This window comes from Streptomyces venetus, from assembly GCF_039540295.1.
Taxonomy (GTDB): Bacteria; Actinomycetota; Actinomycetes; order Streptomycetales; family Streptomycetaceae; genus Streptomyces; species Streptomyces venetus.
On the sequence record NZ_BAABET010000003.1, the window covers coordinates 410,733 to 424,344 of the forward strand.

Here is a 13,612-nt window from a genome sequence, read left to right on the forward strand (position 1 = left end):
CTTCTTTTCGTTCCGGGGGGTTCGAACCAACCGTGCGCAGACGCACTCTCACGGCCGCGACAGCGCTCGCGGTCCTCTTCAGCTCGGTCACGCTCGTCGCGGCGGGCGCCGGGCCGGCGGCGGCCGACTCCAGCGCGCTCCTGCCCCTGAAGTCGACCGGTGACATGGTCGTCGACGGGGTCCACCAGCGCGTCTTCATCAGCGACCCGACGGCCGGGCAGGTCGTCGTCACCGACTACGCGGGCAAGGTCGTCTCCACCGTGGGCTCGCTGCCCGGAGTGCATGGCCTGGAGCTGTCGCCCGACTCGGGCACGCTGTACGCGGCCGTGCACGACGCCGACGCGGTCGTCGCGATCGACACGGCGACCGCGACGGAGTCGCGCCGCTTCTCCACGGGCGCGGGCGCCGGCCCCGCGTACGTGGCCCTCGCCGGCGGCAAGCTCTGGTTCAGCTACGGCGCCTCCGGCAACGGCAACATCGGCTCGCTCGACCCGAGCGCCGCCGACCCGGGCCTCACCCTGAACCAGGACACCGGCCGCACCTTCTACGAGGCCCCGATCCTGGACGCCTCCCCGGGCGCGGCGGGCACGCTGGTGGCGGGCGCGCCGGGCCAGAGCCCGGTCGTACTCGCCGTGTACGACGTCTCCTCCGGCACGGCGAGCCGTACGGCCTACGCCTTCGACCCGGGCAGCACCGGCGGCGGCAACCTCCGGGACCTCGCGGTCACGCCGGACGGCAAGGACGTCGTCACGGCCAGCGGAGCCCCGTACTACCAGGCGGTGTACAAGCTCCCGGACCTGTCCGCCGACGGCAAGTACGTCACCAACACGTACCCGAACGCGGTGGACATCGCCCCGAACGGCGACGTCGCGGCAGGCACGTTCTCCTGGTACGACCCGGACGTGCACGTCTTCAAGCCGGGCGTCTCCATGCCGCTGAGACAGTACGACTTCCCCAACACCGGCAACAGCAGCGGCGCCGACACCCTCGCTCCGGCGGGCCTCGCCTGGGCACCGGACGAGAGCAGGCTGTTCGCGATATCGCAGAACGACAGCGACGTCTACTCGCTGCGCGTTCTCGACGCTCCGACGAAGGCGTCCACCACCCTCACGGTGAACGCCGCCGCCTCGGCCACCCGTGCCAAGCCCCTCACGCTCACGGGCGCGCTCTCCTCGTCGACGGCGTTCCCGGCGGGCACGAAGGTCTCCGTCACCCGTACCGACGACGAGTCCCCGTCCGGCAAGGCCCTCGGCACGGCCACGGTCGCCGCCGACGGCTCGTACTCCTTCACGGACACCCCGCCGGCCGGCGGCAAGGTGACCTACACGGTGACGTACGCGGGCGACGGTGACCACGCGGGCGCCACCGCCACCCACGCGCTCACCGTCGCGAAGACCACGACCGCGCTGACGCTGAACAACAACGGCAAGGTGTACGACTACGGCTCCGACGTCACCTTCACCGCGCACCTCGGCACAACGTACAAGAACCGCACCGTCGAGATCTGGGCCGACCCGTACGGCTCCGACAAGCCGAACGCGCTGGTCAAGAAGGGCACGGTGAACGCGGACGGCAATCTGTCGGCGACGGTCCACCTGACCCGGGACGCGAAGGTCACCGCGAAGTTCACGGGCGACACTCGGTACGCCGCGAAGTCGGTCACCAACTCGGTCTACACCAAGGTCAAGGTCTCGACGTCGCTGAGCGGCGCCTACAAGACGGCGACCGCCTGGAACCAGAAGTACGCCTACTTCCACCAGTCCAAGGACCCGGTCCTGAACACGACGATGTCGATGTACCCGGGCCGCAAGTACCAGCTCCAGGTCCAGCGTTACACCGACGGCGCGTGGCACACCACGGCCACGGAGTACTTCGCCCTCGACCGCTACGGCAAGGACACGGTGGCGCTCGACGACACGCCGCCGATCGGTCCGCGTTTCCGCATCCGCTCGTCGTACATCGACCCGACGTCGGGCGACAACGTGAACACGACGACCTACGGGTCGTGGAAGTACTTCGTCTTCACGCGCTGACGCAGGAACGGCACACGCCCGACCGGCGCGCCGCGGTGTCGATGCCGCGGCGGCCGGACGGGCGTGGAATACGCGCCGAAAAGAAGCGACCGAAGAATTCAGTCAGCGTGAATTCCCGCGGGCGCGAAGATAACGCCAGCCGAAATAGAAAACGCCCAGCGCGCCTACGGCCGCACCGACGCCGCATATCGCGGTCGCCCACGTCGCCATGTCCTGCGTGATCCACAGCAGGCTCACCACGACCAGCGCCACGGAGAACAGAAGACGTTCTCCGTACCCCGGTCCGCGGCGGCCGGTCAGTCCCTGTTGGCCGTGCACTTGTACGTCACGCCCTTCATCTTGATGTCGCGCCAGCCGACCATGACCGTCGGGTTGCCGACGGGCGCGACATCGGTGCCACCGCCACCGCCGCTCTCCTTCTTCCGACAGTAGTAGCCGAGTGCGTCGAGCTTCTTGATGTCGCTCATGGCCTGGTACTTCTCGTAGGACTTGATCATGGCGGCGCGCTTCTCGGCGGGCGTGGCCTCCTTGGCCTTCGTGTAGGCGTAGCACCCGATGCTGGCGCCGATGCCGACCCACGAGGCGCCCTTGGCCAGGGCCTTGCTGAGGCCCGCCGCGCCGCTGCCGATCCCCAGGACCGCGCAGATCTCGTCCGCTCCGGCGCGCACCTCCGGCTGGGCCGGAGCCGCGCTCGCCGCCTGCGCCCCGACGCCGCACAGCGCGCCGGTCATGGCGAAGGTGATGACAGCAGAAATCCCCTTGCTTCGTATGCTCACGAAGTCCATCCCCGTTTTCCTAATTGCATGGTCAGTGCATGGTCAGTGCGAAATTGAGGCTACCCACGGCGACATACGTACGCAATGGAGGAACTGTGAACATCACGAGGAGGGAATTCAACCTGGCAAAACCCTGTTCAAAGCCTCGTCAAGACTTTTCGCGACCTCCGCGTCGCCCGGCCGGCTGCCGCCCGGCCCGCTCGGCGGCCCGTACAGGGCGTCCAGTTCGGTGATGAGGGTGTGGGTCACCGCGCCGTACCGGGGAGTGCGGGGGCGGTGCGCGGCCTCGCGCAGGGCCGGGAGCAGGATGTCGCGGGAGTAGCTGGTGCCGTCGGGGAACCGGTCGGGCGGCGTACGGAGCGTGCTCTCGCCGGTCGGGGACGCCGAGGGCGTCTCCGCGTAGGCAGGAGCGTGCCGGCACGCGGGCGCGGACCCGGGCTCCTGGTAGGCGGAGGTCCGGGTCGCGGCGAACCCGGCGCGCAGCAGGCAGCGTTCGCTGTCCGGGTCGGTGAGGAACGCGATCAGTTCGGACGCCTTGGCGGCCCGCTGCCCGGAGGCGGAGGAGGTGACGGCCAGGTTCTGCCCGCCGAGCACGGCCTTGCCGGGCAGCCGGGCCACACCGAGATGGTCCTTGAAGGTCTCGTACAGGGCCGGGTAGACGTACGGCCAGTGCCGCAGGAAGGTGGTGCGGCCCTCCGCGAACGCGCTGAGCGACTCGGCCTCCCGCGACTCCAGGGCCTCGTCGAGGGTGTACGACCCCGCGGTGCGCGCGCGCAGTTCCGTCACGCCCGCCGTCAACTGCTCCCGCGTCGCGGCGTATTCGCCGTCGTCGTCGGTCAGGCGGAAGTCGGGTACGGCAGAGGCGAACGCCTCGATCGCGTTGACGGTGCGGCCCTCGTACGCGGCGAGCTGGGTGGTCCAGCCCGCCTCCTGGCCGTCGAGGTGGGCGCGGTCCACGGCGTCGAACAGTTCCCGCAGCTCGTCCCAGGTGAGCCCCTCGCTGAGGTCGGTCCGGGAGGCACCGGCCTTGAGCAGGTGGTCCTTGCGGTAGTACAGCAGGCCCGCGTCGCTGTTGAACGGGACCGCGTACCGCTCGCCGTCCCAGTACGACGTGCTGTCCACCGACGGGATGAGGTCCCCGGGCGAGGTGACCGCCGTGTCGGTCAGCGGGCGGATCAGGCCGGCGTCGGCGAACTCCGGGATCCAGGTCACGTCCAGGTTCACCACGTCGTAGTCGGCGCTGCCGGACTGGAGGGCGCCGAGCAGCTGGCTGCGCTGCTGGTCGGCCGAGCCGGGGAGTTCCACCAGACGGGCCCGGTAGCCCTGCTTGCCCTCCCGCTCGTTCCAGGCGTCGATGAGCTGCTGGCGGATGCCGTTCTTGCCGGTGACGTCCTGTCCGCTGGCCACCACGATCCGGGACGAGGTGTCGGCGCCCGGCGGCGGCTGCCGCACCTCACCACCGGAGCAGGCGGCGAGCGCCAGCAGGGACAGCAGCGCCGGCACGAAGGCCGGCAGGCGGCGGGTCATCGTTCCTCCCCCGTTCCGGTGTGGGCCACCTCGTCGCGCAGGTCGGGCACGAGGTCGTCCCCGGGGTCGAGGCAGCGGCCCCGGCCGGCCTCCGCGATCTGCGTGGCGGGGCGGTCACGGTCACAGGCCCCGCTCTTCAGGGTGACCATGGCGACGGGCACGCCCGAGGCCCGGGCCCGGTCGGCCACCTGCTGCCGGCGGTCCCCGCTCAGGCGGTCGTCGTCCTCGCCGTCGGTCAGGTACACGATCAGCTGCGGCCGCTCGTCGTCGCCGCCGCGCTCCCGCATGAAGTCCAGGGCGTCGAGCAGCGCGGCGGGTGGATCGGCCTCCGCGTCCCGGACCTTCGCGGTGTCGAGGGCACGCTCGGCGTCCTTGCGGGCGTGCGTGCCGAAGCCGAGCAGTTCGGTGTGCGTACCGCCGCCGTCTCCCAGGCCGTGCACCGCCCACACCCCGTACTCGTCCTCCCCGCCGAGCCCGGTCAGGGTCTGCTTCAGGATGCCGGGGCCGCCGCTGGATCCGTCCCACAGGCCGGCCATCGAGCCGGAGCTGTCGAGGAGGTACAGGACCCGGCCGGGTCCGTGCGCGTTGCCGTACCGCTCCAGTGCCGAGTCCATCTCCGCCGGGTCGGCGGGGTCCGTGGCGGCGACCGACTCGGTCATCCCCCAGCGGGCCGACTTGGGGTCGAGCAGACCGCGTTGCGCCGTCGCGGACCGGAACCCCTGCCCGCCGAGGACCGCCCGGCCGTCCTCGCCGGTCAGCCAGTCACGGAACCGGTTCACCTCCTCGTCCCGCGCCTTCTCGTCCCGGTCGCCGTCCTCCCAGCGCACCCGGACGAACGTCGGTTCCAGGCCGGGGACGTCGTCGGGGTAGACGGCGGTGCGCGGGGCGCGCGTGGCCGGATGGCAGCCGATGCCGCTCCTGAGCAGGAACTCGGGGACCAGGGCCGCGCTGTGGTCGTCCACGGCGTTGTCGTCGGGCAGCGTGCACAGCAGCCGGAGCGCCGAGGAGTCGGGCCGGACCGGCCGGGAGATGCCCCGCTCGGCGCTGCGCGCGTCGGCCCCGCCGCCGTACAGGCCCACCGTCGCCAGCAGTGCCGCGCCGGTGAACCCCGGGTCGGGGCGCCGCACCTGGGCCTTCGGGTCGACGGCCTCCAGGGCGTCGACGAGCTCCGACAGCGACCGCCCCCCGGACGCGCCGGAGTCGGCGAGGCCAGGGGGGACGGCCAGCACGACCGGCGAGTAGGCGAGCGGCGCGGAGTCCGCCTCCAGCCGGGCGAAGACCCGGTCGTGGTCCCCCTGGAGGGCGCCGGCCCGGCGGGCGTCCGCGCGGGTGGCGGGGATCCACACGTCCGGCTGCGGGCCGATGTCCCGCTGCGGGTTGTCGTCCTCGCGCGGCCGCTGCCAGGGGTCGGTGCGCCCGCCCAGCGCGGTCACCACGCCGGCGGCGCCCGCGCTGTAGACGGTGATGCCGCTGCGCCGGCAGCCGTCCTCGGCGGTGTTGTCACCGGAGGCGAGGTAGGCGTCCGCCGCCGCCCGCATCGCCGGCTCCAGATCCGGGTCGGTGAGGACCCGCAGCTCCACCGGGCGGCAGGGGCCGGAGTTCCCGGTCCACTCCAGGATCACGTAGCCGGCGGTGCCGATGGCGAGGAACGCCAGCAGCAGCGCCAGGACGGTGCGGCCGAACAGGCCACCGACGGCGGTCCGGGCGCGGGCGAGCAGACGCCGGAGCCAGGAGAGGCCGGCCGGGGGCGGCGGCGGGGGCGGCGGCACCGGTCCCGCCGCCAGCAGCACGTCCGCGTCCGGGTCCCACGGGGGTGCCAGCGCCTGGGGCCGCTGCGGGTCGTCGTCCTCCGCCTTGTACCTCGCCTCGGCCATCCGCTTCTTCACCGCGGCGTACAGCTCGGACAGCGACACCTCCCCGCCCTGGTCGAGGACGCGCGCCAGCTCCCGGGTGAACGGCGTGGCCTCGTCGGCGTCCCCGCCCAGGATGCAGCGGTTCGGCTGCACGCTCATCAGCAGCAGGATCTTGTCCTTCTTCCGCTTCGGATCGTCGAAGCGGTGCCAGATTCCCGCGGCGTTGCCCGCGTAGCAGCAGTCGAGGATCACCACCACCTGCTCGGCACGGCTGTCGGCCAGCTCGCCCAGCACCTGGGTGAAACTCACCGAACCGGGCAGCCCGTTCCCGGTGAGCACCCTCGCCGTGCGCAGCTGGAGGTGCAGCTCGTTGCCGGATGTGGAGGTGACGGCGTGCCCGGCGAAGTAGAGCAGCAGCAGACCCCTGGTCTCCCGGCAGGCGCGGCGCAGCGCGCCCGTGAACTGGTCCGGGGTGGGCGAGGGCAGGGCCCTCACCTCGCCCTCGCCGAACACACCGCCACCGTTCAGCGCGTCCTCGAGTGCCCTCCGGTTGTGCCGCACGGCGGGGAGCTGGCAGGCCACGCCCTGCGGGTCCGGTGCCGTGTGGTCGTACTCGGACACACCGACCAGCAGCGCCCGGTTCACCTTGCGACGCGGGTCGAAGCGGCCCACGGCCTACTCCCCGTCGGGTTCCAGCGGGCGGATCTGCGGATCGGGATCGCCGCCCTGGAGCCTGCGGCGGTTGTTCGTCCAGGTCTTCACCGCGCGTGCGGTGTACTCGGTCAGGGCCGCGATGGTGACGACGTCACCGAGCACTTTGAGGACGAGTTCGAGGTCGGGCCCCAGCCGCCCCTTGGCGGCGTCCGTGCTGGTCCGCTCCTCGATGCTCAGGACCTCTTCGGAGCACAGTCTCTCCAGCGGTTCTTCCCGCTCCAGCCACGTCTTCAGAGCTCTGACGTCGTCCACGGTCGCGCCGGCGCCCAGCCGGACGCGTACGCCTAAGACAGCCACTTGGTCCCCCTCTGTCATGTCCGACATCATGACACCGGGTCAGGCCCGGCGGCAGACCTGTGACATGACCCGCGAGAGCGGTTGCCCACCCCTGTCCCACCCGTCGCACAGGGCGCGGGAGTTCTCAGCCCTGCGTCTGCAACTGCCGCAACTGGCGCTGCACATGGTCCAGCGCGCCCTCGCGCCGCCCGGGCACCCGCCCCCGCAACTCGGCGAGCGCGGCGCCCAGATCGCGGGCGCTGGCGGTGTCGCGGACCTGGCCCCACTGGTGGTGGGCCCGGTCCACGGCGGCCTCGACGGCGGGCGCGTCGGGTGCCTGCCCGGCGTTCAGCCGCACGGTGGCCACCGTCAGCCAGGTGTGGCAGCTGCGGGCCGCGTCCCCGGCGAACATCGCCAGATCCGCCCGGACCTCGGCCCAGTGCAGCGCCTCCTCCGAGGCGGGCCCGTGGGCGGCGACGGCCGCCTGCTCGTTGCGGGCGGCGAGCGCGTCGGCGTCGGAGTGACGGCCGGACTGGACGGCGGCGGTGATGGCGGCGTGCGGGTCACCGGCCGACGGTCCCGGTGTGCTGATCACGATGTCCGCGCCCGCGTTCTCCGCCGCGATCCGGGTCAGCGCCTGCTGGTGCAACTGCTCCGCCGGCGGCCGGACCCCGCTGCGCAGGATCGTCGCGACGGCCTTCATGTAGGCGGGCGCCCCGACCGCGCGTCTGGACGGCGGCGGCGCGATACGGCCGTGCACGGCGTTGCCGCGGCCCGAGTCCAGGGGTGTGCTCCGCAGCAGCTCCCAGGTCTCGGCGTCCGCGTGCAGGTCGAGCAGGAGGGTCGTCGCCCCGGCCGGCCTGAGGCGCAGTTCGTCCCGGAACCAGTGCCAGGGGAACGCCGTGTAGCGGGCGGTGGACGCGGTGGTGCGGGCCAGCGCGAGGTGCGGCAGGCGCTGGCGGCGGTCGAGCACCAGCTGGCCCGTGACGAACACGGTGAGCGGGCCGGGTGCCGCGGCGGCGGCGCGCAGCCGGGTGAGGACGGCCTGCGGTTCCAGCGGGTCGGCGAGTTCGACGACGTTCGCGGTGTCCGTGCCGGACAGCACGGAGGGTGGGACGGCGGCCAGGACGGGCAGCACGGAGGCGGCGTCCACCAGACGCCCCTTGCCCACCGGCGAGGCCGCCAGCAGCAGCACGGTTCCGGGCATCTCGTCCCTCCCCCTGTCGATCACGTACGGCAGCACCGTAACCGCTGCGGCTGCGAAGGGGGGTCTCAGGACCGTAAACGTCCGCCTTAGGGGGATTCGCCCGCCGACTTGCCAGCGCCTGCCCGGCGGTGTGCTCTGGTAGGCAGGGGCAGGGAGAGAGGAGAACTCTCATGGCGCACGCGGCACCCGCCTCACAGGGCGTGACCGAACAGCTCACGCGGCCTCGCACACCCGACGTCTTCAGCGCGCGGACCCACGCGATCGCCAAGGTCGTGGTCCCCGTCGTCCTGGGGCTGGTCTACGGCTACTGGGCCGCGGCCATCCAGCGCTACGGCGGGCCCATCACGGGCTGGAACCTGCTGCTCGGCTTCCTCAGCGCGCTGGTGTTCGCCGTCCTGTACGGCGCCGTGTGGCACTTCGGCCCGAGGCTGCGACGCGAACTGCACGCGGTGCTCTGGTTCGCCTTCACGGGCTGCGCGGCCGGCTTCCTCATCAGCCTGTCCGGCTACTCCGTGCTGTGGTCCATGTGGCTGGGCCTGGTGGCCGGGGCGGGCGCCTTCGTGATCATGTTCTACCGCTACTACACGCACGAGGACGCGGCCGGCCGCCGCGTCGCCTGATCCCGATCCGGGCCGGCCGGGTACGCGGGGCGCCCGTTCGGCGCCCGTTCGGCTCGACATGTGGGGCCGAATGCAGTCACGCCGCTCGCGTGCCGGGCCGGAGCGGCCTTGCCTGGAGGGGTGACCGAGCGCGACCGGGCGCCCGTATCCGAGCAGGCGCCCCCACGACTGCGGAACGCCCTGTCGGCCGTTCTGCTGGCCCTCGCGTGCCTGCTCGTGCCGTTCGGGGCGCTCGCCTCCTGGGCGGCGCACGGGCTGACCGACACCGGCCGCTACGTCCGTACGATGGCGCCGCTCGCCGCCGACCCGGATGTGCGGCAGGCGGTCGCGGACGCCGTCGCGGACGGCATCATGCGGGCGGCCGGGCCCGAGCTCGACACCGGTCCGCTGCGCGGCGCGGCCGGGCCGTTCGTGCACGACGCGGTGCGGTCGTTCACCCGGACCGAGGCGTTCCGCGCGGCCTGGGACGCGGCGAACCGGGCCCTGCACGCGGCCGTGCTGCGCGCGCTGCGCCACGACGAGGCGCGCGCGGCCGAGGTGACCGTCGACCTCGCCCCGGTCGTCGCCCGGGTCAAACGCCAACTCACCGACGACCACGTGTCGTTCGCCCACCGCATCCCGGTCACGCACACCCGCGTCCCGGTGCTCCCCGCCGGGAACGTGGACCGGCTGCGCACGGGGTACCACGTGCTGGACACCGCCGCCTTCTGGCTGCCGCTCACCGCCGCCGTCCTCGCCGCCGCCGGGATCGCCGTCGCCGCGTGCCGGCGCCGGGCGGTCACCGCCCTGGGGCTCGGCACGGCCCTGGGCGGCGGGCTGCTCGTCCTCGCCGTCGCGATCGGCCGCCGCCTCACCCTCGCCGACCTGCCCGACGCCCTGCACCGCCCGGCCGCGGGCGCGGTCTACGACGCCCTGACGGAGACCCTGCGCACGGTGTCCTGGCTGCTGCTGGCGCTCGGTCTGGCGGTGGCGCTCGGCTCCTGGCTCACGGGCCGGTACGGTCCCCGGCGCGCCGCGCGGCGACGTGCGCGAGCGTCCGCAGCGCCCGCCGCAGATCGCGCTCCGGGGCCGAGGCGAGCCCGAGCCTGACGGCGTCGGGCGTGTGGCCGGGGGCGACGGCGAAGGCGGGACCGGGTGTGACGGCGATGCCGTGCGCCGCGGCGGCCGCCGTGAAGGTGTCCGCGCGCCACGGGGCGGGCAGCTCCCACCAGGCGAAGTAGGCGCGCGGGTCGGACCGTACGGCGAAACCGGCGAGTTCCTCGGCGAGGATCCGCTGCCTGCGCGTCGCGTCCGCGCGCTTGGCCTCCGTCAGCCGCGCCACGGTTCCCTCCCCGGCCCACCGCACGGCCGCTTCCAGCGCGAACCGCCCCGCGCTCCACCCGCCCGAGCGCACGGCATCGGCGACGGCACCGACCCGGTGCGGCGGCACGACGAGGAACCCGACGGTCAGCCCTGGAGCGACCCGCTTGGAGAGACCGTCGACGACGTGCGTGAGGGCGGGGGCGTGCACGGCGAGAGGGTCCCCGGGGGTCTGCAGGAAGGACCAGATGCGGTCCTCCACGACCGGCAGGTTCAGGTCGTGGACCAGCTGGGCGAGCTGGAGCAGCCGGGGCCCGCTCGTCGTCAGCGACGTCGGGTTGTGCAGCGTCGGCTGGACGTAGAGGGCGGACAGGGGGGCCGTGCGGTGCGCGGCCGCGACGGCCTCCGGGAACAGCCCGGCCGCGTCACCGGCCAGCGGCACCAGAGTGATGCCCAGCCGGGCCGCGATCTCCTTGACCAGCGGATACGTCAGCTGCTCGACGCCGACCCGGCCGCCCGGCCGGACCAGGGAGGCCAGGACCGCGGCGATGGCCTGGCGGGCGTTGCCGGTGAACAGCAGCCGGGCCGGGTCGGGGCGCCAGCCGGGCGTGGCGAGCAGGGCGACCGCGGCCTCCCGGGCGGACTCGGTGCCGGTGGCGGCGGCCGGCAGCAGGGCCTCGGCCAGCACGTCGGGACGGAGCAGGGGGGCGAGGACGGGCGCGAGGAGCTCCGCCTGACCGGGTGCGCGGGGGTAGTTGAGCTCCAGGTTGACGGGAGCGTCGGCCGGGCCGGGCTCGGCCAGCGCCCGCCCCGCTGGTCCCGCCGGAGCGGCCCGTACGAAGGTGCCGCGCCCGACCTCGCCGACGACCAGCCCACGTCGTACGAGCTCGGCGTACACCCGCCCGGCCGTCGACGGGGCGATGCCCCGGCGCCGCGCGAACGCCCGCTGTGGCGGGAGGCGTTGGCCGGGCCTGAGCCGTCCGGCGGCGATGTCGTCGGCGAGCAGGTCCGCGATGCGCCGGTAGTCCCCCATGAGGCTCCCCTCGTCGGCCCTCTCGGATTGCACCGAGAGCAAAGATCTTATTGCACCGAGGAGTTGGGGCGGCATAGGGTCCTCACATGGCACCCTTCCTCGCATACGAGGACAAAGGCCCCGTAACCGACGGGCAGCCGCTTGTCCCTCCGGTCCCCTTGGTCCTCGTGCACGGCCACCCCTTCGACCGCACGATGTGGGCCCCGCAGCTCGACACGTTCTCGACGGCCCGCCGCGTCATCGCCCCCGACCTGCGCGGCTACGGCGCCTCCCCGACCACCCCGGCCGTCACGGACTTCTCCGGATTCGCCCGGGACATCGAGGCCCTGCTGGACGAGCTGGAGGTGGAGTCCTGCGTCCTGGCGGGCCTGTCGATGGGCGGCCAGATCGTCATGGACTGCTACCGCCTCTTCCCCGACCGGGTCCGCGGCCTGGTCCTCGCGGACACCTTCCCGGCGGCGGAGACCCCCGAGGGCGTCCGCACCCGCGACGCCATGGCGGACCGCCTCCTGCGGGAGGGCATGCGCGGCTACGCCGACGAGGTCCTGGAGCGGATGGTCGCCCCGTACGCCCCCGCCGAGGTCAAGGCCCACGTGCACCGCATGATGACGGCCACCGCGCCCGAGGGCGCCGCCGCTGCCCTGCGCGCCCGCGCCCGGCGCCCCGACTACCGCGACCTGCTGACCCGCGTATCCGTCCCGGCCCTGGTCGTCGTGGGAGCCGACGACGACTTCACGCCGGTCTCCGACGCCCGGGCCATGCACACGGCCCTCCCGGACTCGGCGTTGCTCGTGGTCGAGGGCGCGGCCCACATGCCGAACCTGGAACGCCCCGAGGTGTTCGACAAGGCACTGGGCGAGTTCCTGACCCGCGTCGACGAACGGCAACCTTCTCCCGCCCCACCCCGTCTTTGAGGGAGATCCGCCGTCGAGGAGGAGCCGCCTTGGGGCAGGAGCCGCCTTTGAGGGAGATCCACCGTTGAGGAAGATCCGCCGTTGAGGGAGGATTCGGGCATCTCACCTCGCGAACGGGAGGCCGGGATTTGAACACCGCCGCTGCTGCCGAGTGGGCCGCCACCGACGACGGCCCGGAGCACCGTCGTCCCGGACGGCGCCTCGCCGCCTGGTGCGCCGGCCTGCTCTTCATCGGGGTGAGCGTGGTCGTCGGCTTCCGGACCGCCGACAGCGACGGCATCACCCCGGTCCCGCAGCTCCTCGCCTTCCTTCCCTGGCTGCTCGCGCCGACCGCGCTGGCGCTGCTGCTCGCGCTGCTGTCCCGCTGGTGGCTCGGGATGCTCTGGGGAGTCGTCCTGCTCGGCCTGCTCGCCTGGTACACCGACCCGTACGGCAAGGTCGGCGACCCGGTCGGCCGCCCGGTCGCCGAACTGCGCGTCCTCACCTCGAACGTGGAGTTCGGGCAGGGCACCGCGTCCCTGGTCGCCACCGTCCGCCGCGAGGAACCGGACGTGGTCTTCGTGGAGGAATGCGACTACGCGTGCGACGCCCGGCTGAAGGCGGACCTCTCGCAGGACTATCCGCACCGCCGGGCTGTCGAGGGCGGCGGCTCCGAGGGCTCCGTCATCCTCAGCCGCTTCCCCCTGCGGCCCACGGCCGGCGTCCCCGGCACGATGGGCATGCCCGGTGCGGTCGCCGACGTCGACGGCCACCCCGTACGCCTCCAGCTGGCCCACCCCATGCCCCCGCTGCCCGGCCAGGTGGACCTCTGGAAGCGCGAGCTGGGCGCCCTGCGCCACGCGGCCGCCACCGACCGCGGCATCCCCCTCGTACTGGCCGGCGACTTCAACGCCTCCCAGGACCACGCCGTCTTCCGCCGCATCCTCGACACCGGCCTGTACGACGCGTCCCGCCTGGACGGCGCCGACCGCACGGCCACCTGGCCGGCCTCCACGGCTCCGACGTTCGGCGCGCAGATCGACCACGTCCTGGTGTCGGAGGACTTCGGCGCGAGCCGCGCCCGCGTCCTGGACGTGGCCGGCACCGACCACCGCGCGGTCGTCACGGACCTCACGCTCCACGAGCGCCGCTGACACCGAGGCGGCCGCCCTCCGGTGTGGAGGACGGCCGCATCTCGTTCGGGGTCCGGGCCCTAACGGCCGGACTTCTCCAGCGCCTTGTCCATCGCCGCCGCGAGTCCGTTGGCCCACAGCTGGTTCACCCGGGCCCGCTCGGTGGCGTTCGGGTTGGCGTTGGTGCAGGACGTGCCGGGGCCGCCACCGGACATCAGCTCACTGCACGGGCCTCATCCGCCGCTGCC

At 73.3% G+C, this 13,612-nt stretch carries 12 protein-coding genes and 1 pseudogene; 5 read left to right on the forward strand and 8 right to left on the reverse strand.

Features of this window, described 5'->3' with window-relative positions; translation table 11 throughout:
• The first annotated feature begins 32 nt into the window (after positions 1 to 32).
• Positions 33 to 2,033, forward strand: coding sequence for an Ig-like domain repeat protein (locus ABEA82_RS11720; protein WP_345661341.1), 2,001 nt, complete (start codon positions 33 to 35; stop codon positions 2,031 to 2,033).
• Between the two features lie 102 nt (positions 2,034 to 2,135).
• On the opposite strand, the gene ABEA82_RS11725 is transcribed toward ABEA82_RS11720, so the two are convergent.
• From ABEA82_RS11725 to ABEA82_RS11750, 6 genes are all read right to left on the reverse strand, one after another.
• Positions 2,136 to 2,285 (reverse strand): hypothetical protein, encoded by a 150-nt coding sequence (locus tag ABEA82_RS11725; protein ID WP_345661342.1) that lies wholly within the window; start codon positions 2,283 to 2,285, stop codon positions 2,136 to 2,138.
• 44 nt (positions 2,286 to 2,329) lie between these two features.
• A complete protein-coding gene (locus tag ABEA82_RS11730) occupies positions 2,330 to 2,818 on the reverse strand; it encodes a hypothetical protein (RefSeq protein WP_345661343.1) in 489 nt (162 codons plus the stop codon).
• A 108-nt stretch (positions 2,819 to 2,926) separates the two neighbouring features.
• Positions 2,927 to 4,336, reverse strand: coding sequence for an extracellular solute-binding protein (locus ABEA82_RS11735; RefSeq protein ID WP_345661344.1), 1,410 nt, complete (start codon positions 4,334 to 4,336; stop codon positions 2,927 to 2,929).
• Entirely contained in the window at positions 4,333 to 6,861 is a 2,529-nt protein-coding gene (locus ABEA82_RS11740; RefSeq protein ID WP_345661345.1) for a vWA domain-containing protein, read from the reverse strand. The genes ABEA82_RS11735 and ABEA82_RS11740 overlap by 4 nt, the downstream gene beginning before the upstream one ends.
• A 3-nt stretch (positions 6,862 to 6,864) precedes the next feature.
• Positions 6,865 to 7,200 (reverse strand): hypothetical protein, encoded by a 336-nt coding sequence (locus ABEA82_RS11745; protein WP_345661346.1) that lies wholly within the window; start codon positions 7,198 to 7,200, stop codon positions 6,865 to 6,867.
• A 124-nt stretch (positions 7,201 to 7,324) separates the two neighbouring features.
• Positions 7,325 to 8,386 (reverse strand): hypothetical protein, encoded by a 1,062-nt coding sequence (locus ABEA82_RS11750; protein WP_345661347.1) that lies wholly within the window; start codon positions 8,384 to 8,386, stop codon positions 7,325 to 7,327.
• Between the two features lie 170 nt (positions 8,387 to 8,556).
• On the opposite strand from ABEA82_RS11750, the gene ABEA82_RS11755 reads away from it, so the two are divergent.
• Positions 8,557 to 9,006 carry a hypothetical protein gene (locus ABEA82_RS11755; RefSeq protein ID WP_345661348.1) on the forward strand — a complete coding sequence of 150 codons (450 nt, stop codon included), beginning with the start codon at positions 8,557 to 8,559 and terminating at the stop codon, positions 9,004 to 9,006.
• A 120-nt stretch (positions 9,007 to 9,126) separates the two neighbouring features.
• Positions 9,127 to 10,095 carry a hypothetical protein gene (locus tag ABEA82_RS11760; RefSeq protein ID WP_345661350.1) on the forward strand — a complete coding sequence of 323 codons (969 nt, stop codon included), beginning with the start codon at positions 9,127 to 9,129 and terminating at the stop codon, positions 10,093 to 10,095.
• Here ABEA82_RS11760 and ABEA82_RS11765 read toward each other — a convergent pair.
• Positions 9,992 to 11,338, reverse strand: a complete 1,347-nt coding sequence (locus ABEA82_RS11765) for an aminotransferase-like domain-containing protein (RefSeq protein ID WP_345661351.1) — start codon at positions 11,336 to 11,338, stop codon at positions 9,992 to 9,994. The genes ABEA82_RS11760 and ABEA82_RS11765 overlap by 104 nt on opposite strands.
• A gap of 86 nt (positions 11,339 to 11,424) precedes the next feature.
• On the opposite strand from ABEA82_RS11765, the gene ABEA82_RS11770 reads away from it, so the two are divergent.
• Positions 11,425 to 12,252: an alpha/beta fold hydrolase gene (locus tag ABEA82_RS11770; RefSeq protein WP_345661352.1), complete on the forward strand. Its 828-nt coding sequence runs from the start codon at positions 11,425 to 11,427 to the stop codon at positions 12,250 to 12,252.
• Between the two features lie 128 nt (positions 12,253 to 12,380).
• Entirely contained in the window at positions 12,381 to 13,385 is a 1,005-nt protein-coding gene (locus ABEA82_RS11775; protein ID WP_345661353.1) for an endonuclease/exonuclease/phosphatase family protein, read from the forward strand.
• Between the two features lie 59 nt (positions 13,386 to 13,444).
• Here the strand turns inward: ABEA82_RS11775 and ABEA82_RS11780 are convergent.
• Positions 13,445 to 13,597: pseudogene (locus ABEA82_RS11780) on the reverse strand (snapalysin family zinc-dependent metalloprotease); the annotation flags it as partial.
• Between the last annotated feature and the right edge of the window lie 15 nt (positions 13,598 to 13,612).

Coding starts and splice junctions, on each gene's coding strand:
- ABEA82_RS11730 (WP_345661343.1), bottom strand. CDS start 2,818: ATGGACTTCGTGAGCATACGAAGCAAGGGGATTTCTGCTGTCATCACC.
- ABEA82_RS11735 (WP_345661344.1), bottom strand. CDS start 4,336: ATGACCCGCCGCCTGCCGGCCTTCGTGCCGGCGCTGCTGTCCCTGCTG.
- ABEA82_RS11750 (WP_345661347.1), bottom strand. CDS start 8,386: ATGCCCGGAACCGTGCTGCTGCTGGCGGCCTCGCCGGTGGGCAAGGGG.
- ABEA82_RS11755 (WP_345661348.1), top strand. CDS start 8,557: ATGGCGCACGCGGCACCCGCCTCACAGGGCGTGACCGAACAGCTCACG.
- ABEA82_RS11765 (WP_345661351.1), bottom strand. CDS start 11,338: ATGGGGGACTACCGGCGCATCGCGGACCTGCTCGCCGACGACATCGCC.
- ABEA82_RS11770 (WP_345661352.1), top strand. CDS start 11,425: ATGGCACCCTTCCTCGCATACGAGGACAAAGGCCCCGTAACCGACGGG.